Annotated in this window: 28 protein-coding genes and 1 pseudogene; 18 read left to right on the forward strand and 11 right to left on the reverse strand. The window is 63.4% G+C overall.

Annotated elements, in window-relative coordinates; genetic code table 11:
• Positions 1-14 precede the first annotated feature (14 nt).
• Both MHI61_RS22015 and MHI61_RS22020 read left to right on the forward strand, forming a co-directional pair.
• Complete coding sequence (locus tag MHI61_RS22015) at positions 15-1760, forward strand: type I secretion system permease/ATPase (protein WP_239790518.1); 1746 nt, start codon at positions 15-17, stop codon at positions 1758-1760.
• Complete coding sequence (locus MHI61_RS22020; RefSeq protein ID WP_239790519.1) at positions 1757-3091, forward strand: HlyD family type I secretion periplasmic adaptor subunit; 1335 nt, start codon at positions 1757-1759, stop codon at positions 3089-3091. Before MHI61_RS22015 ends, MHI61_RS22020 begins: the two co-directional genes overlap by 4 nt.
• Before the next feature lie 44 nt (positions 3092-3135).
• Here MHI61_RS22020 and MHI61_RS22025 read toward each other — a convergent pair.
• Positions 3136-3716, reverse strand: a pseudogene (locus tag MHI61_RS22025) (Lrp/AsnC family transcriptional regulator).
• A gap of 28 nt (positions 3717-3744) precedes the next feature.
• On the opposite strand from MHI61_RS22025, the gene MHI61_RS22030 reads away from it, so the two are divergent.
• The gene (locus MHI61_RS22030; RefSeq protein WP_239790521.1) at positions 3745-4131 is read left to right on the forward strand and encodes a RidA family protein; all 387 of its coding nucleotides are present in this window, start codon (positions 3745-3747) and stop codon (positions 4129-4131) included.
• A gap of 42 nt (positions 4132-4173) precedes the next feature.
• Here MHI61_RS22030 and MHI61_RS22035 read toward each other — a convergent pair whose 3' ends face one another.
• A complete protein-coding gene (locus tag MHI61_RS22035; protein WP_239790522.1) occupies positions 4174-4881 on the reverse strand; it encodes a glutathione S-transferase family protein in 708 nt (235 codons plus the stop codon).
• A 114-nt stretch (positions 4882-4995) separates the two neighbouring features.
• On the opposite strand from MHI61_RS22035, the gene MHI61_RS22040 reads away from it, so the two are divergent.
• Entirely contained in the window at positions 4996-5889 is an 894-nt protein-coding gene (locus MHI61_RS22040; protein ID WP_239790523.1) for a LysR substrate-binding domain-containing protein, read from the forward strand.
• Positions 5890-5892: 3 nt separating this feature from the next.
• Here MHI61_RS22040 and MHI61_RS22045 read toward each other — a convergent pair whose 3' ends face one another.
• Positions 5893-7476, reverse strand: coding sequence for a peptide chain release factor 3 (locus tag MHI61_RS22045; RefSeq protein WP_239790524.1), 1584 nt, complete (start codon positions 7474-7476; stop codon positions 5893-5895).
• Positions 7477-7566: 90 nt separating this feature from the next.
• On the opposite strand from MHI61_RS22045, the gene dut reads away from it, so the two are divergent.
• Positions 7567-8037 carry a dUTP diphosphatase gene (gene dut / locus MHI61_RS22050; RefSeq protein WP_239790525.1) on the forward strand — a complete coding sequence of 157 codons (471 nt, stop codon included), beginning with the start codon at positions 7567-7569 and terminating at the stop codon, positions 8035-8037.
• Positions 8037-8936 (forward strand): GNAT family N-acetyltransferase, encoded by a 900-nt coding sequence (locus tag MHI61_RS22055; RefSeq protein WP_239790527.1) that lies wholly within the window; start codon positions 8037-8039, stop codon positions 8934-8936. The genes dut and MHI61_RS22055 overlap by 1 nt, the downstream gene beginning before the upstream one ends.
• A 13-nt stretch (positions 8937-8949) precedes the next feature.
• Here MHI61_RS22055 and MHI61_RS22060 read toward each other — a convergent pair whose 3' ends face one another.
• Positions 8950-9414 (reverse strand): Lrp/AsnC family transcriptional regulator, encoded by a 465-nt coding sequence (locus tag MHI61_RS22060; protein WP_009996823.1) that lies wholly within the window; start codon positions 9412-9414, stop codon positions 8950-8952.
• A 99-nt stretch (positions 9415-9513) separates the two neighbouring features.
• Here MHI61_RS22060 and MHI61_RS22065 point away from each other — a divergent pair, with 99 nt between their 5' ends.
• The 3 genes from MHI61_RS22065 (at position 9514) to cysK (ending at position 12269) form a co-directional block, all read left to right on the forward strand.
• Entirely contained in the window at positions 9514-10428 is a 915-nt protein-coding gene (locus tag MHI61_RS22065) for a DMT family transporter (protein WP_239790528.1), read from the forward strand.
• Between the two features lie 117 nt (positions 10429-10545).
• Positions 10546-11163, forward strand: a complete 618-nt coding sequence (locus tag MHI61_RS22070) for a LysE family translocator (RefSeq protein WP_239790529.1) — start codon at positions 10546-10548, stop codon at positions 11161-11163.
• Between the two features lie 143 nt (positions 11164-11306).
• The gene (gene cysK, locus MHI61_RS22075) at positions 11307-12269 is read left to right on the forward strand and encodes a cysteine synthase A (RefSeq protein WP_004673946.1); all 963 of its coding nucleotides are present in this window, start codon (positions 11307-11309) and stop codon (positions 12267-12269) included.
• Here cysK and MHI61_RS22080 read toward each other — a convergent pair.
• The 6 genes from MHI61_RS22080 to rsmI all read right to left on the reverse strand — a co-directional run bounded on the left by MHI61_RS22080 (position 12230) and on the right by rsmI (position 17865).
• Complete coding sequence (locus tag MHI61_RS22080; RefSeq protein ID WP_239790530.1) at positions 12230-12853, reverse strand: hypothetical protein; 624 nt, start codon at positions 12851-12853, stop codon at positions 12230-12232. The genes cysK and MHI61_RS22080 overlap by 40 nt on opposite strands.
• A gap of 383 nt (positions 12854-13236) precedes the next feature.
• Positions 13237-14769 (reverse strand): YifB family Mg chelatase-like AAA ATPase, encoded by a 1533-nt coding sequence (locus MHI61_RS22085; RefSeq protein ID WP_239790531.1) that lies wholly within the window; start codon positions 14767-14769, stop codon positions 13237-13239.
• A gap of 166 nt (positions 14770-14935) precedes the next feature.
• Positions 14936-15883, reverse strand: a complete 948-nt coding sequence (gshB, locus tag MHI61_RS22090; RefSeq protein ID WP_239790532.1) for a glutathione synthase — start codon at positions 15881-15883, stop codon at positions 14936-14938.
• 88 nt (positions 15884-15971) lie between these two features.
• Positions 15972-16475, reverse strand: coding sequence for a cupin domain-containing protein (locus tag MHI61_RS22095; protein WP_239790533.1), 504 nt, complete (start codon positions 16473-16475; stop codon positions 15972-15974).
• Between the two features lie 114 nt (positions 16476-16589).
• A complete protein-coding gene (locus MHI61_RS22100; RefSeq protein ID WP_239790534.1) occupies positions 16590-16958 on the reverse strand; it encodes a YraN family protein in 369 nt (122 codons plus the stop codon).
• Entirely contained in the window at positions 16948-17865 is a 918-nt protein-coding gene (gene rsmI, locus MHI61_RS22105) for a 16S rRNA (cytidine(1402)-2'-O)-methyltransferase (protein ID WP_239790535.1), read from the reverse strand. The genes MHI61_RS22100 and rsmI overlap by 11 nt, the downstream gene beginning before the upstream one ends.
• A gap of 261 nt (positions 17866-18126) precedes the next feature.
• On the opposite strand from rsmI, the gene dnaN reads away from it, so the two are divergent.
• From dnaN to MHI61_RS22145, 8 genes are all read left to right on the forward strand, one after another.
• Positions 18127-19245 (forward strand): DNA polymerase III subunit beta, encoded by a 1119-nt coding sequence (gene dnaN / locus MHI61_RS22110; RefSeq protein WP_239790537.1) that lies wholly within the window; start codon positions 18127-18129, stop codon positions 19243-19245.
• 54 nt (positions 19246-19299) lie between these two features.
• A complete protein-coding gene (locus MHI61_RS22115) occupies positions 19300-20211 on the forward strand; it encodes a DUF72 domain-containing protein (RefSeq protein WP_239792892.1) in 912 nt (303 codons plus the stop codon).
• 95 nt (positions 20212-20306) lie between these two features.
• A complete protein-coding gene (pmtA, locus tag MHI61_RS22120; protein ID WP_239790538.1) occupies positions 20307-20906 on the forward strand; it encodes a phospholipid N-methyltransferase PmtA in 600 nt (199 codons plus the stop codon).
• A gap of 1 nt (position 20907) precedes the next feature.
• The gene (locus MHI61_RS22125; protein ID WP_239790539.1) at positions 20908-21489 is read left to right on the forward strand and encodes a histidine phosphatase family protein; all 582 of its coding nucleotides are present in this window, start codon (positions 20908-20910) and stop codon (positions 21487-21489) included.
• A 6-nt stretch (positions 21490-21495) separates the two neighbouring features.
• A complete protein-coding gene (gene pyrF, locus MHI61_RS22130; RefSeq protein ID WP_239790540.1) occupies positions 21496-22203 on the forward strand; it encodes an orotidine-5'-phosphate decarboxylase in 708 nt (235 codons plus the stop codon).
• A 22-nt stretch (positions 22204-22225) separates the two neighbouring features.
• Positions 22226-22513 (forward strand): DUF1330 domain-containing protein, encoded by a 288-nt coding sequence (locus MHI61_RS22135; protein ID WP_097666992.1) that lies wholly within the window; start codon positions 22226-22228, stop codon positions 22511-22513.
• 111 nt (positions 22514-22624) lie between these two features.
• A complete protein-coding gene (locus MHI61_RS22140) occupies positions 22625-23605 on the forward strand; it encodes a complex I NDUFA9 subunit family protein (RefSeq protein WP_239790541.1) in 981 nt (326 codons plus the stop codon).
• 281 nt (positions 23606-23886) lie between these two features.
• Positions 23887-24039: a hypothetical protein gene (locus tag MHI61_RS22145; protein ID WP_096771293.1), complete on the forward strand. Its 153-nt coding sequence runs from the start codon at positions 23887-23889 to the stop codon at positions 24037-24039.
• Between the two features lie 233 nt (positions 24040-24272).
• Here the strand turns inward: MHI61_RS22145 and MHI61_RS22150 are convergent, their stop codons facing one another.
• Positions 24273-25070: an undecaprenyl-diphosphate phosphatase gene (locus MHI61_RS22150; protein ID WP_097606790.1), complete on the reverse strand. Its 798-nt coding sequence runs from the start codon at positions 25068-25070 to the stop codon at positions 24273-24275.
• A gap of 235 nt (positions 25071-25305) precedes the next feature.
• Here MHI61_RS22150 and MHI61_RS22155 point away from each other — a divergent pair, with 235 nt between their 5' ends.
• Entirely contained in the window at positions 25306-25998 is a 693-nt protein-coding gene (locus MHI61_RS22155; protein ID WP_097579452.1) for a glutathione S-transferase family protein, read from the forward strand.
• The last annotated feature ends 3 nt before the right edge of the window (positions 25999-26001 follow it).

The following is a 26001-nucleotide window of genomic DNA, read 5'->3' on the forward strand; positions in this document are numbered from 1 at the left end:
CAGAGATAGAAAAGATGAAAACCAAACAGCCGCCCCCGGCGCTTCAGGTGGTGATGAAAGAAGCCAGGCGGGCCATCCGGCCGCTTATCTGGTTCAGCGGCGGCATCAACGTCCTGATGCTGACCGGGGCGCTTTACATGCTGCAGGTCTATCATCGCGTCTTGTCCAGCCACAGCCTCGAGACGCTGCTGATGTTATCGCTGATGGCGGCAGGCGCACTTGCGGCCATGGCGGGGCTGGAGGTGGTGCGCGGTCGCCTTCTGGCAACCGTCGGAGCGTGGATGAACGCGCGGCTGGCGCCCGTTCTGCTGACGGCATCGGTGGAATACGCCGCCTCAGCACCCGGCCAAGCCAATGCCCGCCCGCTGCGCGACCTCGATCAGGTCCGGAATTTCTTCACCAGCCCGAGCATCTTCCCGATCCTCGATGCGCCTTGGGCGCCGCTGTTTTTCGCCGCCATATTCTTCATGCATCCCTGGCTGGGCTGGCTGGCGCTGTCGGGCGGGGCGGTGCTGTTTGCGCTGGCCCTGCTCAACGAATGGCTGACACGCAAGCCGTTGACCGAGGCGACCAGCGCACAGTCGCGGGCCTACACCCAGGCCGAGGCAGCGATCCGCAACGCCGAGGTCGTCCAGGCAATGGGCATGCTGAAGCCGCTGCTCGAGGGCTGGAAGGTGCAGCAGGACGAGGCAAACAGAGGCCAGGTTCTTGCCGCCAACCGCGGCGGGATCATCTCGGCCATCGCGCGGTGCCACCGGCTGGCGCTGCAGATGGGCATACTCGGCCTCGGGGCCTATCTCGTCCTGCAAAACGAGGCTTCCCCGGCGATCATGGTCTCCGCCTCCATCCTGATGGGCCGCGCGCTATCGCCGGTCGAGCAGGCGATCGGCACGTGGAAGGCGACGGTCGGCGCGCGCGCCGCCTACCGGCGTCTCACCGCCGTCGCCGGCCAGCACCCCGAGGCCACGCCGGTTCTGGCACTGCCGCGGCCGACAGGCCGGTTCGAGGCCGACAATATCGTGCTTGCCCGACAGGGGGGCGAACATATTCTGAAAGGGATCAACTTCCGTCTCGAGCCGGGTGAATCCATGGCTTTGATCGGCCAGAGCGGGGCCGGCAAGACAAGCCTGGCACGCATACTGGCCGGGGCCTGGCGCCCTTCCGGCGGGCGGGCTTTGCTCGATGGCATGGATGTCGCCCAATGGGCGGCGGAGGACCGCGGTCATCATGTCGGCTATCTCCCGCAGGACATCGAGCTTTTCGCCGGGAACGTCTGCGAAAATATCTGCCGCTTCGCCACCGTCAGTCCCATAGTCTTCGACAAGGCGGTCAAGGCAGCGCGGCTGGCGGGCGTCCACGATCTGATCAAAGGGCTGCCGAAGGGTTACTTGACCGAGATCGGCGAATCCGGCGCGGTGCTGTCGGGCGGACAGCGCCAGCGCATCGGCCTGGCGCGGGCGCTCTACGGCGATCCGGCGCTCATCATCCTCGACGAGCCCAATTCGAACCTCGACCGAGAGGGTGAGGAGGCCTTGATCGCAGCGCTCGGCATGGTCAAGGCGGCGGGCACGACCGTTATCCTGATCGCGCACCGACCGAACATCATGGAAACCGTCGACAAGATCCTGGTCCTCAACCGCGGCCAGCAGGACCTGTTCGGTCCGCGCGACCATGTCTTCAATGAACTCGCCGCACGCGTCCGCAAGGTCGCGCAGATGCCGACGATCGTGGCGAAGCAGCAAGGAACGAAACAGCCATGACGGACATGAAGGTCGTTCCGTTACCGGTTTCGCCGCCCCCTGCGCCAGTCCCCCTGCGTCTCACAGGCGTAACGGTCACAGGGTTCGCGATCATCTTCCTGTTCTTCGGCATGGCCGGGGGCTGGGCGACACTCGCGCCGCTGGACAGCGCCGCGGTGGCGCCTGGTGTCATCAAGGTGGCCGGCGACCGCAAGCTCATCCAGCATCTGGAGGGCGGCATCATCGCCGATCTGAACGCCGCCAATGGCGATATCGTCAAGGCGGGCAAGGTGCTCATCCAGCTCGACGGCACGCAGGCGAGGACGAAGCTCGACCTGCTCCAGAACCGGATCGCAACACGTGAGGCGCTGGCCGCCCGTCTGCGGGCCGAGCGGGACGACAAGGCCGAGATCGAGTTCGATCCGGCCTTGCTGGCAAACCCGACCAGGTCGGCAAAGGACGCGGTGGCCGCCCAGCGCGATGTCTTCGCGGCGAAGCACCACAATTTGAAGGACGAGCGGGAAATTCTCAGCCAGCGCCGTCGTCAGACCCAGGAAGAGATCACGGGGCTGGAGCAGTTGATCGTCACCGAGGACAAGCAGATCGAGGTGTTCGAGGGGGAAACCAAGGACCTTGAAAGTCTCCTCAAACGCGGCCTTGTCACCCGGGAGCGGTGGCTGCTGCTCAGACGGCAGCAGCGGGAGGTCGAGGGCGAACGTGCGACCAATGTCGCGGCCATTGCCCGCGCCAAGAGCGCCATGGCCGAGATCGACATGCAAATCCTCAATCTCAGCACCTTGCGGCTGAACGAGGCGGTCGAAGAGCTAAGCAAGGTCGAGGCGGAACTGTTCGACCTCAGGCAGGAGGAGCGCGCCGCCAAGGACGTGCTTTCCCGCACCAATGTCGTCGCACCGGTTGACGGCATCGTCATGGACCTGAAGGTCCACACAGCAGGCGGCGTCGTCAAACCCGGCGAGACGTTGATGACGGTCGTGCCGCTCGGGCAGCAGCTCGTGGTCGAGGCCATGGTCAGGCCGGAGGATGTCGAGACGATCGCGCCCGGGCAGCGCGCACGCGTCAGCTTCCCGGCCTTTGCCCGCTACAACCTGCCGCCGCTCGACGGCGTCGTCGAGATCGTCTCGGCCGACCGGATGGTGGAGGAGCGCAGCGGGGCGCCCTATTTCGCCGCAACCGTGCTGATCGACAAGAGCGAACTTGCCAAGCTGGAGGGCCGCAAGCTCATGCCCGGCATGTCGAGCGAAGCGTTGATCCGGACGGGTGCCCGCACCGTGCTTTCCTATCTGGCCGAGCCGATCACGCAGAGTTTCCGCCGCGCGCTGCGGGAAAAATAGCTGGAGTCGAGGATCGAGGAGCATTGACGGCGAAACGCCGCCAGCTATTCCTGTGCCGGCAGATCTGGCCAGCTATCCGTGACACCAGCCTGCACCGGACGCTCGAGATAGGTGGAAAGAGCGATATAGCTGCGGGTGCCGGTGACACCGGGAACGGCATGGATCTGCGCCAGAAAAGCCTCCAATGCCTGCGGGCTTGCGGTTCGGACCTTGAAAAAAACGCTGGCGTCACCCGCGACCGAATGCATTTCCTCGACCTCGGGAAAACGCAAGACCTGCATCAGCCGCTCGCTCTTGCCCCAGCCGGCCGCTTCCACATGCACGAAGGCAAGCAGCGGCTTGCCGAGGGCTGCGCCATCCAGCGCCGCATGAACGCCTTTGATGGCGCCCGATTGCTTGAGCCGGCGCACGCGCTCATGCACGGCCGGCGCCGAGAGGCCGACTGATTCGCCGAGCCTCTGATAGCTCTGGCCGCTGTCGGCGGCGAGCGCGGCTAATATTTTTCGGTCGAAAGCATCGATGACCGGCGGCTGCGGACGCTTCTGCCGAAGATCGTCTGTATTTTTTCCCATTCGGCAAATCTCCTTTCTGCCGAAGAATAATCAGCGATATTGGTGTTCTTCAATAGAGCATTCGGAAAAGAGGCGGAGTCGATGGAAATGATTGAGCACAATCCGGCACGCGGGATCTATGCGGCAAGTCCCGATTACATCCATGCGCTGGAGGTCAGACATCCCGCCAGGCTGCTCTTCGTCAGCGGCACGATGGGCCTCGATGAAAGGGGAATGGCGGCGGACGGCCTTGAAGGGCAGCTGGATCTCATCTGGTCCAACCTCGGCACCATCCTCGCCTCGGCCGATATGACGGTGGACAATATCGTGCGGCTGACGAGCTATCTCCGCGACGGCGCCTTTGTCGAGGCAAACCAGAACGCCCGTCTCCGGGCGCTCGGCGGCCGCGCCGTGCCGACCACGGCGATCATCGTCGAAACGCTCCGCGACGACTGGCTCGTCGAAATCGAGATCGTTGCCGCCGGCTGAGGGCCAGGGCCATCGCACCTGAAGCTGCGATGGCCACACGATTCAGGCCGCCTGCTTCAATAGGCCGAGAGCTTCGGCCAGATCGACTTCACCGAGGAAACCGCCGCTGCTTTTTGCATCCTGCCGATGCTCGATCGCATGGGCGAAGCGCACGGCCGGCTCCTGCTGCATGCGCTCATAGAGGCGATGCAGGCCGGGAAACTGGCTGCGGTTGACGACCTTGTGAAAATCGTTCCAGCGGGCGATGCCGACGAAATAGGCATCGGCCAGGCTCGGGCCGTTGCCGAGAAGCCATTCGCGGCCAGCAAGCAGATGCTCCAGCGTGTGATGCGCCTTTTCGACCGCGGCGGTGCCGTAGGCCGTAAGCGCCTGTTTCTGATGCGGCTCCAGCGGGTGCTCCAACGCATACCAGAGCGGGCCGAAGGCTGCGAAGAAACTGGTGTTGAGGAAGGCGAGCATCTGGTTCTGACGATCGAAATCCTCAGACCCCTGCGCAAAGCCCAGACCGCTGCCGATCGCGCGGGCGCCGATATGGTTGAGGATCGCCATGCTTTCGCTGATTGTCCTGCCATCCTCGAGCAACAGCGACGGCGTCTCGCCGACTGTATTGATCTGCTTGTATTCATCGGTGGAAACCACTTCCGGCATCTCGACGCGGCAGAGCCGATAGGGCAGGCCGGACCATTCCAGCGCGACGATCGAGCCGAAGGAGCAGCCCTCCGGCACGCCGTAAAACAATATGGGTGACATCAGTCGTTCCTTTCAAAATTGAACCCGTTTGGACAGGATCAATGTGAAGACGTGGACGATCATGCGGTAGAGGCTATAATTGCATCGCAATGTCCACAAATCTGGAAGATGACAATGGCGCTTCTCAACCTCAACGATCTGCATCTCTTCGTCCAGGCCGTCGACAGCGGCAGTTTTACCGCCGCCGCGAGACATCTCGGCATGCCGAAATCGACGGTCAGCAAGCGGGTCGCGGAGCTGGAGCGGCGCCTCGGCGTGCGGCTGATCCAGCGCACGTCACGCAGCTTCGCGCTGACCGAGCTCGGGCGCGAATTCTTTCAGCATGCCCAGGCCTCGATCATCGAGGCTGAGATGGCCGAGGGCATCGTGCGGCGGCATCTGGCCGAACCTGCCGGCAGCGTTCGCCTGACGGCCTCGGTGCCGACGGCGCAGTTCACCCTGACGGAGCATCTGCCGGCGCTGGCGGCCCGCTATCCGAAGCTCCGGCTCTCCGTGCACGTGACGGACCGTTTCGTCGATATCGTGCAGGAAGGTTTCGACATCGCGCTGCGCAGCCACCGCGCGCCATTGCCGGATTCGGCGCTGGTGCAGCGCAAGCTCGCCAGCCACCCTTTCTTCATTCTCGCTTCGCCCGATTATGTCAGCGCCCATGGGCAACCGCGCCGGCCGGAGGAACTGGCGGAGCATGCAACGATCATGACCGGCCTGACGGAAAATCAATGGCGGCTCACCTCCGATGGCGGTGACGAGGCAGTGGTCACGCTGCAGTCCGTGATGGCAGCTGATGAACCCTATGTGCTGATGGAAACGGCGGCGGCGGGGCTCGGCATCACCTGCCTGCCGGCATCCGTCTGCCGGAAGGCGCTGGCAGAAGGGCGGCTAGTGCGGGTGCTGCCGGGATGGACGGCCGGCAGCATAGAGACGACGATCCTGATGCCGCACCGGCGCGGCCAGCTGCCGGCAGTGCGCGCCGTCGTCGATTTCCTGGCGGAACGGCTGACCGGATGATGATCACGCCGCCTTGGCGGCGTGATATTCCTTGATGGCGACCATCTTGATCGCCGGATAGCGCTCCGCCTCATAACGCAGCGAGAAACTGTCCTGGGCGAGAAAAACGGGATCGCCGTCGAGATCGCGGGCGATATCGCCGCGTTTGACGGTCAGGAATTTTTCGAGATCGGCCGGCTGGTCGGCGGAGATCCAGCGGCAGACGGAGAAGCGCGACATTTCGAAGGAGACCGGCAGGCCGTATTCGGCCATCAGCCGCTCCTTCAGGACGTCGAGCTGCAGGGCGCCGACGACGCCGACGATTGCGGGCGAGCCGTCTTCCGGCGAGAACAGCTGGACGACGCCTTCTTCGGCCATCTGCTGCAGGGCTTCCTTGAGCTTCTTTGCCTTCATCGCGTCTTCCAGGCGCACGCGGCGCAGGATTTCCGGCGAGAAGTTCGGCACGCCCTGGAAGACCAGCGATTCGCCCTCGGTCAGCGTATCGCCGATGCGCAGCGTCCCGTGATTGGGAATGCCAACGACATCGCCGGCATAGGCGGTGTCGGCGAGCTGTCGCTGCGAGGCGAAGAAGAATTGCGGCGCCGTCAGGCCGAGCTGCTTGCCGGTGCGCGCCAGCCGCGCCTTCATGCCGCGTTCCAGCTTGCCGGAGCAGATGCGGGCAAAGGCGATGCGGTCGCGGTGGTTGGGATCCATATTGGCCTGGATCTTGAAGACGAAGGCCGTCATCTTGTCGTCGGTCGCATGCACCGTCCTGGTATCGGCCACCTGGTCGCGCGGCGGCGGCGCGAACGCGCCGAGCGCGTTGATCAGGTCGCGAACGCCGAAATTGCGCAGCGCCGAGCCGAAAAAGACCGGTGTCATGTGGCCTTCCAGGAAGGAGTCGCGGTCGAAGGGGCGGCAGGCCTCGATGGCGAGCTCGGTCTCATCGATGAAGGCCTGGCGCTCGTTTTCCGGCAGCCTGTCGGCGACCGTCCGCGGACCGTTGACCGGCGTCGTCTCGACTTCGGTGTCGGAACCGCGGGCGGTGCTGTTGGCCAGATGATAGGAGCCGCAGAAGGTCTTCGAGCGACCGATCGGCCAGGTGATCGGCGCCGTATCCAGCGCCAGCTTCTCCTCCACCTCATCGAGAATCTCGAAGGGATCGCGGCTTTCGCGGTCCATCTTGTTGATGAAGGTGATGATCGGGATATCGCGCATGCGGCAGACTTCGAAGAGCTTCAGGGTGCGCGGCTCGATGCCCTTGGCGGCGTCGATGACCATGACGGCGGCGTCGACGGCCGTCAGCGTGCGATAGGTGTCGTCGGCAAAATCCTCGTGGCCGGGCGTGTCGAGGATGTTGAAGACGTTGTCGTTATATTCGAAGGTCATCACCGAGGTGACGACCGAGATGCCGCGCTCGCGCTCGATCTTCATCCAGTCGGAACGCGTCTGCATGCGATCCTTCTTCGCCTTGACTTCGCCGGCAAGCTGAATGGCGCCGCCGAACAGCAGCAGCTTTTCGGTGAGCGTCGTCTTGCCCGCGTCCGGGTGGGCGATAATAGCGAATGTGCGGCGGCGGGAGACCGCCTCGGCGAGACTTTCGGCCATACTATGAATCCTGTGGAATTGCCGCGTATCTAACGATTAAAGCCCGGCTTTGCAATTGACCTCGGCGCTGCGGGCGCAAAGTAATGGGCCATGACCATTCATCACGACACGCGCCCGACGCTGAACCTCATCCGCCTGGCCAATGGCGAAGGCCTCGACCTGCCCGCCTATGAAAGCAAGGGAGCGGCCGGCATGGACCTGCGCGCCGCCGTCGACGCGGATGCGCCGCTGACGCTTGCGCCCGGCAAGCGGGCGCTGGTGCCGACCGGCTTCATCTTCGAGATCCCCGAGGGGTTCGAAGGCCAGGTGCGGCCGCGCTCCGGCCTTGCCTTCAAACATGGCATCACCTGCCTGAATTCACCCGGCACCGTCGATAGCGACTATCGCGGCGAAGTGAAGGTGCTGCTCGCCAATCTCGGCGAAGAACCCTTTGTCATCGAGCGCGGCATGCGCATCGCCCAGATGGTGATCGCGCCGGTGACCCAGGCGCGGGTGGCCGAGATCACCGCGGCAAGCGAAACCGCGCGCGGCGCAGGCGGCTTCGGCTCCACCGGCGTGTGATGGCAAAGGGCCTCGACAGCGCAGGCCTGACCTTCCGGCAGGAGTATTTCGGCGACGCTGCAGGATGGGCGGCGCTTGTCCGCCTGCTCCGGGATATTTTCGGCATCGATATCGGTCCGCTGCAGCAGCTTGGCGGCCCCGATCCCACCAGCATGCCGTTCGGCTGGTTCGATGCCGAGGGCGAGCTTGCGGCCAATCTCTCGGCCTTCGCGCTGCCCTTCGTCCTCAACGGCAGGCTCGTCCATGCCGCTGGGCTGCAATCGGGCGCGGTGCGGCCGCGGTGGCGCGGCCGCGGGCTCTATCGCGATCTGACGGTGAAGGCGCTCGACTGGTGCGAGCGGCAGGGCTTCGAGGCGGTCATCCTCTACACCGACAAACCGTCGCTCTATGAAGCCTACGGTTTTCGCGCGATACCACTGAACCGATATGAGGGAACGGCACCCGCCCCCGCGATTGGCGCCACACCCGCTCGGCCGCTTTTGCCGGCGAATGCGGACGATCTCGCCCTGCTGCAGTTGCTTCTGAAAGCACGCAGCCCGATTTCGACGACGCTCTCGGTGACCACAAATGCAGCGATGTTTCTCATCAACACGCAGCTCGATGCCGATGTCCGCATCAGCTTCCTGGAAGGCTGCCAGGCAGTCATCGCCTGGAAGATGGATGGGTCAGGCCGCTTCAGCCTTCTCGATGTCGTGGCAGCGGAGATCCCGTCGCTTGCCGCGATCCTCGGCGGGCTCGACATTGCCTCGGCGACCGTCGAGGTGCTCTTCCGGCCGGACAAGCTCGGCTGGACGGGCGCGCCGCAGCCGTTTGAAAGCGGAACGGTGCTGATGCTGCGCGGGCTCGGCGACGACGCCCCGCATTTTCCGGCGATGCTCTCGCCGATGGCCGATTTCTAACCCGTTCGTCGATCTATTTCCCACGTGACAGCGGCGGCAGGCGGCGCTTGACCGGCGAGGCTTTGATCATCGCGGTGTTGGTCTCGGCGCGTTCGGCGACCCTGTCCAGGAGGCCGTCGAGTTCCGCCATCGAGCGGATGACCAGGCGGGCGATAAAACAATCCTCACCGGTCACCTTGTCGCATTCGACGATTTCAGGAATTTCCTGAATAAGGCGCTCGACGATATGCAACTGCCCCGGCAGTGGCCGCACGCGGACGATCGCCTGCAGGGGATAGCCGACCGCGGCGGGATCGAGATCGATGGTGAAGGCCTTGATGACGCCGCGCTCCTCCAGCCGGCGCAGGCGCTCGGCCGCACTCGGCGAGGAAAGCCCCACCTGCTGTGCCAGCTCCTTCAGCGAGATCCGGGCATTGCCGGCCAGCGCTTCGAGAATGGCCTGATCGATTTCATCAAGTGGCTGGGCATCGTTAGGCATGATCGCGTCATTCCCTTTTATTATTAGGCTACAGCGATGTAGCTCCTTTTTATCTTTATATAATTTCGCCTGTCGCCGCAATATTATCATCTCAGCAAAATGGAGGCGATCATGAGCGGCGACATCAAAAGAGGCACGGCGGAAATGACGGCAGCGATGCTGATCTCGGGGACGATCGGCTGGTTCGTCGTCATGTCGGGCCAGCCGGTCAGCGGCGTCGTGTTCTGGCGCTGCCTGTTCGGCGCGCTCACCCTGCTTGTCATCTGCGGCGCCCTCGGGCTGCTGCGACCGGGCATCCTCACGCTGCGCGCCTTCGCCGTCGCCGTCCTCGGCGGCATCGCCATCGTCGTCAACTGGCTGCTGCTCTTCGCCTCCTACTCGCATGCGACGATCTCGATCGCTACCACCGTCTATAACACCCAGCCCTTCATGCTGCTGGTGCTCGGCGCGCTGTTTCTCGGCGAGAAGATCACCGCCGCCAAGCTGTTCTGGCTGACGCTCGCCTTTGCCGGCATGATGGCGATCGTCCAGGCAAAACCGAGCGGAAGCGGCGATACGTTCGAGAGCTACGGCCTCGGCATCCTGATGGCGCTGGGCGCGGCTTTCTTCTACGCTCTCGCAGCGCTTGCCGCCAAATGGCTGAAGGGCACGCCGCCGCATCTGATCGCGCTGATCCAGGTCGCAACCGGCATGCTGATGCTGGCGCCGATCACGGATTTTTCGCAGCCACCTCAGGATGCCGGAAGCTGGGCGATCCTCGTTTCCATCGGCGTCGTCCATACGGGGCTGATGTATGTGCTGCTCTACGGCGCCATCCAGCGGCTGCCGACGCATCTGACCGGGGCCTTGTCCTTCCTCTATCCGATCGCCGCGATCCTCGTCGACCGGCTAGCCTTCGGCCACGCGCTGCAGCCGATGCAGATTGCGGGCGCCGCCATCATCCTGCTTGCCGCGGCCGGCATGAACCTCGGCTGGACGCCGCGCTGGCTGCGGCCGCGGGCGCTTCAAGGCTGACGACAGCGGGCAGGCCACAGGGCGGCAGACATCTCTTCTGGTGATGGACCCATCAACGCCGGCGGATTGATTGGCACGGCTTGGCGGATATAAAACACGGGGAAAAAGGAGCCACACATGAGCCTTGCCGCCTTGCTTGCCTATGCCGGAGCGCTGTTCATCGCAGCCGCCATTCCCGGACCCGGGATTACCGCCATCGTCGCCCGCGCGCTCGGCTCGAATTTCCGCGAGACCTTCTTCATGGGTCTCGGCCTGGTGCTCGGCGATATGACCTATCTCACCGCCGTCATTCTCGGCCTTGCCTTCGTGGCGCAAACCTTCACCGAGGTCTTCCTCGTCATCAAGATCGCCGGTGCCCTCTATCTCGCCTATATCGCCTGGAAACTCTGGACGGCGGGGCTGCTGCCGCAGGACATCGCGGCGAAGAAATCCAGCAATATCGGCCTGTCCTTCCTCTCGGGCCTGCTGGTGACGCTTGGCAATCCGAAGACCATGCTGTTCTATGTCGCGCTGGCGCCGACGCTGATCGATATCGGCAATATCAGCCTCAGCGACTATGCGATGCTGCTTGCCGTCACCTTCGTCGTGCTGATTGCCGTGCTCGTGCCCTATATGCTGCTGGCCTCGCGGGCCCGCACGATGCTGAAACAGCCGCGCGCCCTGCAGGCGCTGAACCGGGTTGCGGCCGGCATCCTGGCCGGCACGGCCGCCTTCATCGCCACGCGGGCGGCCTGAAATAAACATCCGCCAAGAAACGGTTTTCAAAGCTTTTTTTCTCCGCGTCCGGCTCCGCCGGCATCAACGCGGGCTGGCCTCAATCGGCCTTTGCCCCTATTCTCCTTTCGATTTCAGGGACCGAAGTCCAAAGGGAGGCATCCATGTCGCACAAGCCCGGCCGCGGCCGCATCTATTCCTCGATCACCGAGACCATCGGCAACACGCCGCTCGTGCGCTTCGACAAGCTGGCGCGGGAAAAGGGCGTGGTGGCCAACCTGATCGGCAAGCTCGAATTCTTCAACCCGATCGCATCGGTCAAGGACCGCATCGGCGTGGCGATGATCGAAAGCCTGGAAGCGCAGGGCAGGATCACCCCCGGCAAGTCCGTGCTGATCGAGCCGACCTCCGGCAACACCGGCATCGCGCTCGCCTTTGCCGCCGCCGCCAAGGGCTACCGGCTGATCCTCACCATGCCGGAAACCATGTCGGTCGAGCGCCGCAAGATGCTGGCGCTGCTCGGCGCCGAGCTGGTGCTGACCGAGGGCGCCAAGGGGATGAAGGGCGCGATCGCCAAGGCCGAGGAGCTGGCGGAATCGCTTCCCGACGCCATCATTCCGCAGCAGTTCGAAAACCCCGCCAATCCTGAAATCCACCGCAAGACGACCGCCGAGGAAATTTGGAACGATACCGACGGCACGGTCGACATCCTCGTCTCCGGCATCGGCACCGGCGGCACGATTACCGGCGTCGGCCAGGTGCTGAAAAGCCATAAGCCCGAAATCCAGATCATCGCCGTCGAACCCGCCGATTCCCCCATTCTCTCAGGCGGCAATCCCGGCCCGCACAAAATCCAGGGCATCGGCGCCGGCTTTGCGCCGAAGATCCTCGATACCGGCATCTACGACGAGGTCGTCACCGTGACCAACGACGAGGCCTTCGAACAGGCCCGCCTGGTCGCAAGGCTCGAAGGCGTGCCGGTCGGCATCTCCTCGGGTGCTGCGCTGACGGCGGCGATCAAGGTCGGCAGCCGTCCCGAGAATGCCGGCAAGAACATCGTGGTGATCATTCCGTCCTTTGCGGAGCGCTATCTCTCGACGGCATTGTTTGAGGGGCTGGGGAGCTGAAGGTGGCTGTGGCCGGGCCTTTCCGCCGGCAATTTATCCTGCAGAATATCGGGGCGCTTCGGCGCCCTTTCTTTTGTGCCGTCACCTGATCCCAATCGAAGTGGGACGAAAGTTCTGTGGTAGTCCGTAATAACGATGGTCGATGTCCCACCTGAGCTCGTTGAATGCAAATGTTTGCCAACCTTCTTCATGACTTCCGCCAGCGTCGCAGCCAAACGATTCGGGTCAGTGTGCTCTCTCGCCTGCTTCGGAGCATATCGCGAGATGAGGTACTCACGCTTTGCAGTCATTGCCTCCAGATGCAGGGCGGTCTTTTTTCTCAGTTTGAGTTTAGCAACGAACATTGGCTCAACGAGGTTGTGCATCCGTTTTCGTATTTCCTCCGGAGCAACGCCCTCATGGCGCAGGAAGGCATTTAAGTAGAGTTCGATAGCGTGAATGGCGCACATTCGAGCCGGGGCAATGGCTAGTGCAACGTGCTTCTCACCCTCGCTGAACAGAAGTTCGGAAGCGCTAGAGTAGGCATTCGCCAAGTCCAGAACTTCCAATGGCTTGGCATTTGAGCCCGGATATTCATTACTCATCTACATCCTCGGCAGCCGTTCTCATCCGTCACCTCCGATCGACTGTGTCCAACGGACCGACATCCTTCCTGAAATTTTTTCAGCCGAAGCTAATATTGTAAAGAGCAACGAAGTGAGGAGAGGCCCTTACCCCTAACGGATAAGCAACTCAGAGGGATGCTTAAATCGGCGGCCCAGGCAGCTTCGGCGCCGCTTTTGGCACATCATCCCCTGCCAAGAGCGTTCGCGGCCGGCAGCGCGCCGCGATGGCAGCGATCAATCGTTCCGTCGCGTTGGGTCCGCCGACGGCGAGATAATCTCATAATCCAACGAGCGCGATCAGCAGGTCGCTGGACGGCCTGACGGCTAATACTTCAAAATATCTGGACGCCCCGCCCTTCTTCTCACGCCGCCGCCGTCAGCCTCTCTCCGGCGATCCGGTAGGAGATCGCCTCAGCCAGATGCAGGCGGCCGACGGTCGGTTTGTCGTCGAGATCGGCGAGGGTGCGGGCGACCTTGAGGACACGGTGATAGCCGCGGGCAGAGAATTTCATTTTTTCGGCGGCGTCGCGCAGGAGCTGCAGGCCGGCGGCATCGGGTTCGGCGAGTTTCTCGATCATGGCGGTGGAGCAGCGGGCATTGGTGCCGACGCCCTTGGCGCCGGCGGCCTCGAAGCGCTCTTGCTGGCGTTCGCGGGCGCGGGCGACGCGGCGGGCGACGTCGGCGCTCGCCTCAGCCGCCATCGGCCGGATGAGATCGGCGGCGGAGACGGCCGGCACGTCGATGCGGATATCGATGCGGTCCATCAGCGGTCCGGAGATGCGGGCCTGGTAATCGTTCATGCAGCGCGGGCCGCGGGCGCAGGTGTGGCCGGGCTCGCCGGCCATGCCGCAGCGGCAGGGGTTCATTGCGGCGATCAGCTGGAATTTCGCCGGATAGGAGACGCGGTGATTGGCGCGGGCAATGACGCACTCGCCGCCTTCGAGCGGCTGGCGCAGCGCGTCGAGCGCCTGCGGCGTGAACTCGGGAAACTCGTCGAGAAAGAGCACGCCGTGATGGGCAAGCGAGGCTTCGCCGGGACGGGCGCGCAGGCCGCCGCCGACGAGGGCGGCCATGGTGGCGGAATGATGCGGGGTGCGGAAGGGGCGGCGATCGGACAGCTTGCCGCCGGTGAGCTGACCTGCGATCGAATGGACCATCGAGACTTCAAGCAGTTCGGCCGCCGAAAGCGGCGGCAGGATCGACGGCAGCCGTGCCGCCAGCATCGACTTGCCGGAACCGGGAGGGCCGACCATCAGGAGATTATGGCCGCCGGCGGCCGCCACTTCGAGGGCGCGCTTGGCGCTTTCCTGGCCCTTGATCTCGGCAAGATCCAGCAGGTTGGCGGCATTGGCGCGGATCGACGCCTCCGGCCGCGACAGGACCTGGGTGCCGCGGAAATGATTGGCAAGGGCGATCAGGCTGCGGGGGGCGAGGATATTGACATCGGCGCCGGCCCAGGCGGCCTCGGCGCCGCTTTCGGCCGGGCAGATCAGCCCCTTGCCGAGCGCATTGGCGCCGATCGCGGCCGGCAGCGCGCCTGCAATCGCGGCGATCGTGCCGTCGAGATTGAGTTCGCCGACGACGACATAGTCCGACAGCGCATCGGCGGGAATGCCGCCAAGAGCCGCCATCAAGGCGAGTGCGATCGGCAGATCGAAATGCGAGCCTTCTTTCGGGAGGTCGGCCGGCGCCAGATTGACGGTTACCCGCTTGGCCGGCAGCGCCAGGCCGGAGGCGTGAAGGGCGGCCTGCACCCGCTCGCGGCTTTCGGCCACCGCCTTGTCGGGCAGGCCCACGATCTGCATGCCGATCTTGCCGGGCGCGATCATGACCTGGACCTCGACCGGCACGCCTTCTATGCCCTGGAATGCCACCGTACTGACACGCGCGACCATATGCCCATCCCCTGCCCGCAACTCTTATACCGCCCGCAACCCTTCAGGGCCAGTGGTTGCAATCTGGCACGGAAGCAGGAATAAAACAAGAACGATCAAGGAACGTTTTCGGATATCAATGGTGACCGGGGTTGTACCCGGTCACAGCAGGCCTCGGGCTGGAGCCTCAGCCGCGCTTGCGCTCAATCGCATCCCACAGCAGGGCCGCGATATCGGCGCCGCCGAACTTCCGGACCTCGCGGATGCCTGTCGGCGAGGTGACGTTGATCTCGGTCATGTAATCGCCGATCACGTCGATGCCGACGAGCAGGAAGCCGCGCTCACGCAATGCCGGGCCGATCCGCTCGCAGATTTCCTTTTCGCGCGGCGTCAGCTCGGTTGCCTCGGCGCGGCCGCCGACATGCATGTTGGAGCGGCTGTCATGCTCGGCCGGGACTCGGTTGATGGCGCCGGCGAATTCGCCGTCGACCAGGATGATGCGCTTGTCGCCCTTGCGCACGTCGGGCAGATATTGCTGGGCGATGAAGGGTTCGCGGAACATCTGGCCGAACATTTCGAGCAGCGAGGAGAGATTGCGGTCGTCGCGGGTCGAATGGAAGACGCCGGCGCCGCCATTGCCGTAGAGCGGCTTCAGGATGATATCGCCCATCTCGTCGCGGAAGCGGCGGATTTCGGCCGGGTCCTTGGTGATCAGCGTCTTCGGCATCAGGTCGGAAAATTCGGTGACGAAGATCTTCTCCGGCGAATTACGCACCCAGGCCGGATCGTTGACGACGAGCGTCTTCGGATGGATGCGCTCGAGCAGATGCGTCGAGGTGATGTAGGCCATGTCGAAAGGCGGGTCCTGGCGCAGCAGCACCACATCCATGGTGGAGAGATCGACGCGCTCGGGCGCGCCGAGCTCGAAGTGATCGCCCTTGACGTCGCGCAGCAGCATCGGCTCGACGCTGGCAAAGAGCTTGCCGTCGCGGAAGCTCAGCCGGTCGGGGGTGTAATGGAACAGTCGGTAGCCGCGCGACTGGGCTTCCAGGCTCATGGCGAAGGTGGAATCACCTGCGATATTGATGCCGGCGACATGATCCATCTGGACCGCTACATTGGTGATCTTGGCCATTTCCGTCCCTCGCTGAATGCCGGACAGATGTAGGTCGGCCCGGTATCAAACGCAACGGTCAATCAAGGCTTGCCGCCGCCGCCGGTGGTCAGGCGGCGATCCCCTGGTTGCCGTTGTTGCGCAGCAGGTTGCGCAGGCGATAGGCGATCGCCAGGGGCTTCGGGAAGGGCTTGCGCAGGAAGGCGACCTTGCGGACGTAATTGTCGACCCGCCAGCTTGCCCAGGTTCCGCCGGCGAAAAAGGCGACGTCGCCGGCGCGCAGGGTTCGTTCGGTACCGTCCTCGGCGGTGATATGGACCTCGCCTTCTAGGATCATCACCGTCTCGTCCCAACCGAAATACCAGCGGAATTCGCCTGATGTGCAGTCCCAGATCGCCGTCAGCGAAGCCTCGTCATGGCCGCGCGAATGTTCGGCGGTGCGCGCCTCAGGATTGCCGCTGATAATCCAGTCGGGATTGATCGGCGTCGATTTGAGCGGCAGCAGGTCGCTTGCATGGGCGATGAAGGATTTCCCGGCCGGCTTCGCCACGGCATAAGGCACCGAACGCACGGCCATGGCGACCGCACTTGCAAACATCAGCTTCCAGGCCATGAAACAACCCCCAATCATTACCCCTACGGCGTGCGATAGCAGAGAGTCGTAAGAAGCTGGTTCAAATCGGAACTAAAATTTTAACGATCCGAAAGCCCGCCGGACCGGGAATGACTAAAAAGCGTCCTGAAAATGGCGCGGCAGCCGGCCGGGCGTGACCGCGACGATATCGTAGCGCTGGGAAAGACGGGCCTGATCCGCCTGGCGGGCGAGCCAGAGATCGCTTGCCGCCCGTATCCGCTTCTGCGCGGCGGCGGAGACGGCGTCGACGGCCGCCGCCTCGCCATGGCGGGCCTTGACCTCGACGAAGACGGCGAGATCGCCCTTGCGGGCGACGATATCGATCTCGCCGAGCCGGGTTCGGTGACGCAGCGCCAGGATGCGATAGCCTTTCAACATCAGGAAGATGGCCGCGACATATTCCGACATCAGGCCGCGGCGCAGCGCCTTCCTTCTGATGGCGGTGAGGTCGTTATCGCCCATCGGCGCCCTTCATTTCCAAGAGGCGCTGATAGAGCGTCTTTCGCGGCAGGCCGGTGAGGCGGGCGGCCTCGGTGGCGGCCTTTGCCGTCGGCATCGTCTTTGCCAGATCCGCCAGCACGGCCTCGACGTCGGCCTCCGGCGTTTCCACCGGCTGCGGCGGACCGACGACGAGAACGATCTCACCCTTGACGTTGTCCACCTCCCGGTAATGGGCGGCGAGTTCGGCCAGCGTGCCGCGGCGGAACTCCTCATAGGTCTTGGTCAATTCGCGGCAGACGGAAGCCGGCCGCGTGCCGCCCAGCACATCGGCGGCAGCGAGAAGCGTGGCGCCGATGCGATGCGGCGATTCAAAGAAGATCAGCGTCGCGGGGGCTGCGGCAAGTTCGCCGAGGCGATCGCGGCGGGCCTTATCCTTGGCCGGCAGAAAACCGGCGAAGAGGAAGGCCTCGTTCGGCAGGCCGGAGCCGACAAGGGCTGCAAGCGGCGCCGAGGCGCCGGGGATGGGGACGACACGATAACCGGCTGCGATCGCCTGCTGCGCCAGCCGGTAGCCAGGGTCGGAGACCAGCGGCGTGCCGGCATCCGACACCAGCGCCACCGAGCGGCCGGCCTCGAGCGCCTGGAGGAGGCGCGGACCGGCCTCGTCGGCATTGTGTTCGTGATAGGCGAAAGGACGGTTCTGGATGCCGTAGCGGTCGAGCAAAACGCGGGTGACGCGCGTATCCTCGCAGGCGAGAACGTCGGCGCCGGCCAGCGTTTCCAGCGCGCGCAGCGTGATGTCGCCGAGATTGCCGATCGGCGTGGCGACGAGGTAGAGCGCCGGCTCCAGCGGCCGCGCCGGCACTGCCATATTGTGCAGGCGGAAGCTTCGCCGCGTGACCGCCTCCGCCGTCGTTTCCTCGTTCATGCCGTTTGCTTCCGTGCCGCCGTCGTCGAACCCTTATGCGGGAACCTTTATGGGCGAGCCGCACCGCTTCGGCAAGGGTTCGGATTTCTGTGAGGATTGCTCCAGAAAACCTGAAATGCGGGCCTCCCACCGCCCATGCCTCTTGCAAACCGGTGCTGAAGTCTGCCATTTTGCCCGTCCACTCCCCGACCTCAATCGGGAAAGCATTCTTCGGGTGCTCGACGCGCCCGGACAGTCAGCGGTCGAAAGCGGTAGCATCCCATGCGTATTACTATTGAGCGGTCAAACCTGTTGAAATCGCTGAACCACGTCCACCGCGTGGTCGAACGTCGCAACACGATCCCGATCCTGTCCAACGTATTGCTCAAGGCCGACGGCCAGAAGCTCGACATGAAGGCGACCGACCTCGACCTCGAAATCACCGAGGCGACACCGGCTAGCGTCGAGCAGGCCGGCGCCACCACCGTTCCCGCGCATCTTCTCTACGATATCGTGCGCAAGCTGTCCGACGGCTCGGAAGTGCTGCTGGCCACCAGCCCCGACGGCGGTGCGATGACCGTGCAGTCCGGCCGCTCGAAATTCTCGCTGCAGTGCCTGCCGGAATCCGACTTCCCTGATCTGACCGCCGGTACCTTCACGCATTCCTTCAAGCTGAAGGCGACCGATCTGAAGATGCTGATCGACCGCACGCAGTTCGCGATTTCGACGGAAGAGACACGTTATTATCTCAACGGCATCTTCTTCCACACGATCGAGAGCAATGGCGAGCTGAAACTCAGGGCGGTTGCGACCGACGGCCACCGGCTGGCGCGCGCCGATGTCGATGCGCCCTCCGGCTCCGAGGGCATGCCCGGCATCATCATTCCGCGCAAAACGGTCGGCGAGCTGCAGAAGCTGGTCGACAATCCGGAAACGACGGTGACCGTCGAGGTCTCCGACGCCAAGATCCGGCTGACGATCGGCTCGATCGTCATGACCTCGAAGCTGATCGACGGCACCTTCCCGGATTATCAGCGCGTTATCCCGACCGGCAACGACAAGGAAATGCGCGTCGACTGCACGAGCTTCGCGCAGGCCGTCGACCGTGTCTCGACGATCTCATCCGAGCGCGGCCGCGCCGTGAAGCTGGCGCTGTCCGAGGGGCAGCTGATGCTGACCGTCAACAATCCCGATTCCGGCAGCGCCACGGAAGAAGTCGCCGTCGGCTACGACACGGATTCGATGGAAATCGGCTTCAATGCCAAATACCTGCTCGACATCACCGCGCAGCTTTCCGGCGAGGAAGCGATCTTCCTGCTGGCCGATGCCGGCTCGCCGACGCTGATCCGCGACACGGCCGGCGACGATGCGCTTTACGTGCTGATGCCGATGCGCGTCTGACGGGAACGAAGGCTGCCTGCCGTTGTTTTCCTCCTGTCAAAACGGGAGGATCTCCTGATGAAAAAGACGGGAACCGTGCGCATCGGCATATCCGGCTGGACCTATGCGCCCTGGCGCGGCCAGTTCTACCCCAAGGGTCTGCCGCAGAAGCAGGAGCTTTCTTACGCCGCCCGCCACTTCCCGTCGATCGAGATCAACGGCACCTTCTACAGTCTGCAGCGGTCCGAAAGCTTCGGCCGCTGGCGCGACGAGACGCCGGAGGATTTCGTCTTCGCGGTCAAGGGCCCGCGCTTCATCACCCATATGCTGCGGCTCAGGGATATCGAAACGGCGCTCGCCAATTTCCTCGCCTCCGGCCTGCTGCGGCTCTGCCCCAAGCTCGGGCCGATCCTCTGGCAGTTCCCGCCGAACATGGCCTTCGATCCCGATCTGTTCGAAAATTTCCTGGCGCTGCTGCCGCACGACGGGGAAGCCGCAACAGCGCTTGCCAAGCGTCATGACGGGCACGTCAAGGGACGGGCCTGGCTCAAGAGCGATGGGCGCCAGCCGATCCGCCACGCCTTCGAAATACGCCATGACAGCTTCCGCTCGCCCGCCTTCATCGAGATGCTCAGGCGTCACAACGTCGCGCTCGTCTGCGCCGACACGGTGGAGTGGCCGCTGTTGATGGACATCACCGCCGACTTCATCTATTGCCGCCTGCATGGCTCCGAACAGCTTTATGTCAGCGGCTATGAGGATGAGGCCCTCGATCTATGGGCCGAGCGCATCCGCGCCTGGGCAACCGGCGGAGAACCTGAGAATGCGACGCGGGTACTTGCGCCCCTGCCGTCACGCAAGAAGGGCCGCGACGTCTATCTCTATTTCGACAATACCGACAAGAAGCTGCGCGCGCCTGTCGACGCCGATCACCTCAGCGACAGGCTTGCCGATCTCATGCCGCGTTCCGACCGAAAGGCCGCATGAGTTGTTGATGCCGATGTCCTTATTGCGAAAATCCTTGTCGCGAGAGCGACAAGCAGCATATTAACAAAGTCGATCAACGTGCGGATGGGTGGAGAATGCGTTTAAGGGTCAAGGTGAAGGAACATTTCGGGAAGAGATTCGATGAGGAGATCCGCTTTTTCCGCGGCATGATGCAGGGGCCGAAGACGGTCGGCTCGATCGTGCCGACCTCCTCGATCACCGCCAAGCGCATGGCCAGCGTCATCGATATGCATTCGGGGCTGCCGGTCCTCGAACTCGGGCCGGGCACGGGCGCCATCACCAAAGCGATCCTCGGCCGCGGCGTGAAGCCGGACAATCTGGTGGCGATCGAATATTCGACGGATTTCCACCAGCACCTGCTGCGAACCTATCCCGGCGTGCACTTCATCAACGGCGACGCCTTCGATCTCCAGACGACGCTTGGTGCCTTCGCCGACCAGACGTTCGATTGCGTCATCTCCTGCATTCCGATGCTGAACTTTCCGATGGCGATGCGCGTCGCGCTGCTGGAAAGCCTGCTCGACCGCCTGCCGGCCGGCCGGCCGGTGGTGCAGATCTCCTATGGCGCGATCTCGCCAATCGCCGCCAATCCCGATCGCTACCATATTCAGCATTTCGACTTCGTCATGCGCAATATTCCGCCGGCGCAGCTCTGGATCTATAAGCGCGGCTGAAATGTTCGGGCTCTATATCACCCATCCGCAGGTCAGGATCGATCCGATCGTGCCGGTGCCGAAATGGGGGCTTTCCGATGTCGGCGCGGCGCGTGCCCGCAAAGCGGCCGAGAGCGGCTGGGCCAGGCAATTGCGGCGCATCGTCTCCAGCGACGAGACCAAGGCGATCGAAACGGCCGAAATCCTGGCGGAAGCCTCCGGCGTGACGATCGAGATCGTCCATGGCATGCATGAGAACGACCGTTCGGCCACCGGCTTCCTGCCGCCGCCGCAATTCGAAGAAGCGGCCAACTGGTTCTTCGCTCATCCAGAAGAAAGCTTCAAGGGCTGGGAGCGCGCCGTCGACGCGCAGGGCCGCATCGTCGAGGCGGTCGACGCCGTTCTCGCCACGCATGATGCGGCAGCGCCAATCGCCTTCGTCGGCCATGGCGGCGTCGGCACGCTGCTCAAATGCCATCTGGCCGGCCGGCCGATCTCCCGCGACCGCGACCAGCCGGGCGGCGGCGGCAATCTCTATGCTTTCGGCCTTGCGGATCGCCGCTTATCATGCGACTGGACACCCATCGAAGACTGGCGGGGGTGAGCTGAAATGGACGCACGCGAGCGGTTGATCGTCGGCCTGGATGTTCCCACGGTCGGTGAGGCGGAAAAACTGGTTTCCACGCTCGGCGACGACATTCTCTTCTACAAGATCGGCTATCAGCTGGTTTTTGCCGGCGGGCTGGAATTTGCCCGTGATCTTGCCGCAAGCGGCAAGAAGATCTTTCTCGACATGAAGCTGCTCGACATCGACAACACTGTCGCCTCGGGCGTCGAAAACATCGCCAGGATGGGCATGTCGATGCTGACGTTGCATGCTTATCCCAAAGCGATGCGGGCGGCGGTCGAGGCCGCGGCCGGCTCCGGCCTCTGTCTGCTCGGCGTGACGGTACTGACGTCGATGGATGCCGAGGACCTTGCCGAGGCCGGCTATAGCCAGGATCCGCACAGCCTGGTGCTGCGCCGCGCCGCACAGGCGCGTGCCGCCGGCATGGGCGGCATCGTCTGCTCGGCGGCGGAGGCGGCCGAAGTGCGCGAAGTCGTCGGCCCTGACATGGCGATCGTCACCCCCGGCATTCGCCCTGATGGTAGCGACCATGGCGACCAGAAGCGGGTGATGACGCCTTTCGACGCATTGAAGGCGGGGGCGACCCACCTCGTCGTTGCCCGTCCGATCGTCAAGGCGCCCGATCCCAGAGAGGCCGCCCGCGCCGTCCTCAACGAAATGGTGGGCGCGCTCTGGCCGGCAAACCGCTGACGAGAACCAAAGGGAGAAGATCATGGCCAAGGGATATTGGATTGCCCGCGTCGATGTTCGCGATGCCGAGCGCTACAAGGATTATGTGGCGGCGGCCAAGCCCGCCTTCGAAAAATACGGCGCGAATTTCCTGGCGCGCGGCGGCGCGATCACCGAGCTCGAAGGCAAGGCGCGCGCTCGCAATGTCGTGATCGAATTCCCCTCGATGCAGCATGCCGTCGACTGCTATAATTCGCCGGAATACCAGATCGCCGCCAAAATCCGCCAGGAAGCGGCGGATGCGGAAATGGTCGTCGTCGAAGGCGTCTGAAGCACCCTCGCATCCGCAAAACTCGGCGCGCGATGGGCCTTCCCGTAGCGCTGGGATTGGGCTAAGACGGTGCCGATACAGCATCCCGCACAGCCTTTCGAGGAGCCTGCCATGACCCTTGCCAACCTGCCGCCGCTCGTCACCGTGTTCGGAGGGTCCGGCTTCGTAGGCAGGCACGTGGTTGGGGCGCTGGCCAAGCGCGGTTATCGCATCCGTGTCGCTGTGCGCCGCCCGGATCTCGCCGGTTTCCTGCAGCCGCTCGGCAACGTCGGCCAGATCTCCGTCGTGCAGGCGAACCTGCGTTATCGCAACTCGATCGACCGCGCCGTCGACGGTGCAAGCCACGTCGTCAACTGCGTCGGCATTCTGCACGAGACCGGCCGCAATACCTTCGACGCGGTGCAGGAGTTCGGCGGCCGCGCGGTCGCCGAGGCGGCGCGCAATGCCGGCGCGAGCCTCGCCCATATTTCGGCGATCGGCGCCAATGCCAATTCCGATTCGGACTATGGCCGCACCAAGGGCCGCGCCGAAACCGCCATCCTTTCCATCAAGCCCGATGCGGTGATCTTCCGTCCCTCGATCGTCTTCGGGCCGGAAGATAGCTTCTTCAACAAGTTTGCCGACATGGCCCGCATGTCGCCGGTCCTGCCGCTGGTCGGCGGCGGCAAGACGAAATTCCAGCCTGTTTATGTCGAGGATGTCGCCGAGGCCGTCGCCCGCGCCGTCGACGGCAAGGTCGCCGGCGGCAAGATCTATGAACTTGGCGGGCCGGAGGTGCTGAGCTTCCGCGAATGTCTCGAGATGATGCTGAAGGTGACGCGCCGCAAGAACTCGTTCATCTCCCTGCCCTTCGGCGTGGCGTCGCTGATCGGCAGCATCGCTTCCCTGGTCCCCTTCGTGACGCCGCCGATCACGCCGGATCAAGTGCGCCTGCTGAAGCGCGACAACGTCGTCTCGGCAGAAGCCGAAGCGGAAGGCCGCACCCTGCAGGGTCTCGGTATCGCACCCACCATGCCGGCGTCGGTGCTCGATTCCTATCTGGTGCAGTATCGCCCGCACGGCCAATATACCGGCTCCGGCAAGGCCGCCTGAGCAATTCGAGCCTTCGACGCAACGCCGTTCGCGCATCCCGCGGACGGCGTTTTTTCGTGCTTGTTTGAAGCAAAGCCGGCGCAAGTTTGAAATGTTGTTGTGCCGGTCACATCAAGTGCAGTTGCATAAAAGACGCAGCGGAAATTTTGTGGAATTAACGCCAAATTTAGCAGGAACGTTTATTGCTATTTGCCATTCCACTGACTACCAAACCCCGCGCGTCTCCAATGGACTCGACGCCTGCGAAAGCGTGCGGAAATCACTGTGAAAGGCAATACTCGATGGGCAAGTCAATCGCGCTCCTGTTTGCGTGTGCGGCGCTGGTTATCCTTGCAGGCTCCTTCGTTGCGTCCGGTTCGGTCGCAGCGGTAAAGGGCGGCTGCTCGCCGGCCTACGGCGTCGATCCTTGCTCGACGGCCTCGATCAACCATTGACGAAGCGCCGGGCCTCGGCGCCGGTCTCATAAAGACAAACAGCGGCCGGAGCGTCTGAATCAGGACGCTTCCAATGACCGCCCCGTCTTACCCGCTTGAAAAGCAGCGGACGCTACCCTCAGATATTGCCAGCAGCAAGTTTGCGCCTGCCGAGCTCAATTCAGTTCGCGACATCCGGCAGGCGATTGCATTCGCGCCTGGGAGATGCGCGAATGCAATGCGGTGGAGATGGCTCAGGCGATCAGGCCGGTTGCGGCCATGCCGAGCAGCAGCACGCCGAGAATGATGCGGTAGATAGCGAACAGCGTGAAACGGTTGCTCCTGATATAGGCGAGCAGCCATTTGACCGCGATGAAGGCGACGATCGTCGAGACAATGAAGGCGATGGCGAGCGCCGTCCAGTCTTCGCCTGCCGCGCCGCCGTCCTTGAAGGTCTTCAGCAGTTCATAGCCGCTCGCCGCATACATGGTCGGGATGCCGACGAGAAAGGCGAATTCGGTCGCTGCGGCGCGATTGCCGGTACCGGCCAGCATGGCGACGAAAATCGTAGCGCCTGAGCGCGAGGTTCCCGGGAAGACGCCGGCAACGATCTGGGCGATGCCGACCAGGATGGCGACGAGCCAGGTGACCTCTTTATGAGGCGGCTTACGGGCAGCGGCCCATTCGGCAAAAATCATCCAGATGCCGCCGATGATCAACGCCCAGGCGATCGGCGTCGCGGTCTCCGGCAATTCGTAGCCGAGTCTCTTGACGACGAAGCCGAGGATTGCGGTGATGAGAAAGGCGACGATCAGCTTGGCGGCATAGTCGCGGTTCGCCGGCTCCCGCCAGCCCAGCACCAGATCCAGCAGGCGGCGCCAGTAAATGATGGTGACGGCGAGGATCGCGCCGGCCTGGATGACGATGTTGAACATGTCCGACCGGTGGCCAAGCCATTGCTCCACAATGATGAGATGGCCGGTGCTCGAGATCGGCAGAAACTCGGTGATCCCCTCGACGACCCCAAGAATGGCGGCATTGATATAATCCATAAATTGTCTCCGGTTTAAAGGTCAGTCGGACTTGAACAGCGCTTGAGCCGATCAGGCGCTGCATCTATCCTCATTCGCAAGACGGTTGTTTGTCCCTTGTCAGATGGCGTGAAAGCCGATTCGCTTGTATTGGCCGGGCCAAGCTCCTATAGCTTCAACCAATGAGTCATGACTAGGGCGCTATAAACGAGCTGCCGCACAGTCCTGTAACAGCAATCATAAAGCCCGAGTATCGATGCCCACGCTTTATCATCATCCCATGTCATCCGCATCTCGCTTCGTCCGGCTGATCCTGGCGGAATACGGCTATCAGGCGGATCTGATCGAGGAGCAGACATGGGAGAAGCGCCGGGATTTCCTGGCGCTCAATCCGGCCGGCACGCTGCCGGTCTATGTCGACGACAGCATGCGCGCGCTCTGCGGCGCGAGCGTCATTTCCGAATATCTGGACGAGACGCACGGCGTGTTGAAGCGCGACCGGCGGCTGCTCGCAGAGGACCCTTTCCAGCGGGCGGAAATTCGCCGGCTGGCCGAATGGTTCATGCAGAAAATGGAAAACGACGTGACCAAGCCGCTCGCACGCGAGCGTGTCTATAAGTTGCAGATGACCGCCGATCAGGGCGGCGGAGCACCGGATTCGAAGATTTTGCGCACGGCCCGCGCGAATATCCGCCAGCATATGCGTTATCTGACCTGGCTCGCCGGGTCGCGCCAATGGCTGGCAGGCGAACGGATGAGCTATGCCGATCTCGCCGCCGCCGCCTCGATCTCGATCCTCGATTATCTCGGCGAAATCGACTGGGCCGATGCCCCTGTCGTCAAGGAATGGTATCAGCGGCTGAAGTCGCGCCCCTCCTTCCGGCCGATGCTGACCGAGCGCGTGCGCGGCCTGACCCCGGTTTCGCACTATGCCGATCTGGATTTCTGACGA

Source organism: Rhizobium sp. K102 (genome assembly GCF_022385315.1).
GTDB lineage: Bacteria > Pseudomonadota > Alphaproteobacteria > Rhizobiales > Rhizobiaceae > Rhizobium > Rhizobium croatiense.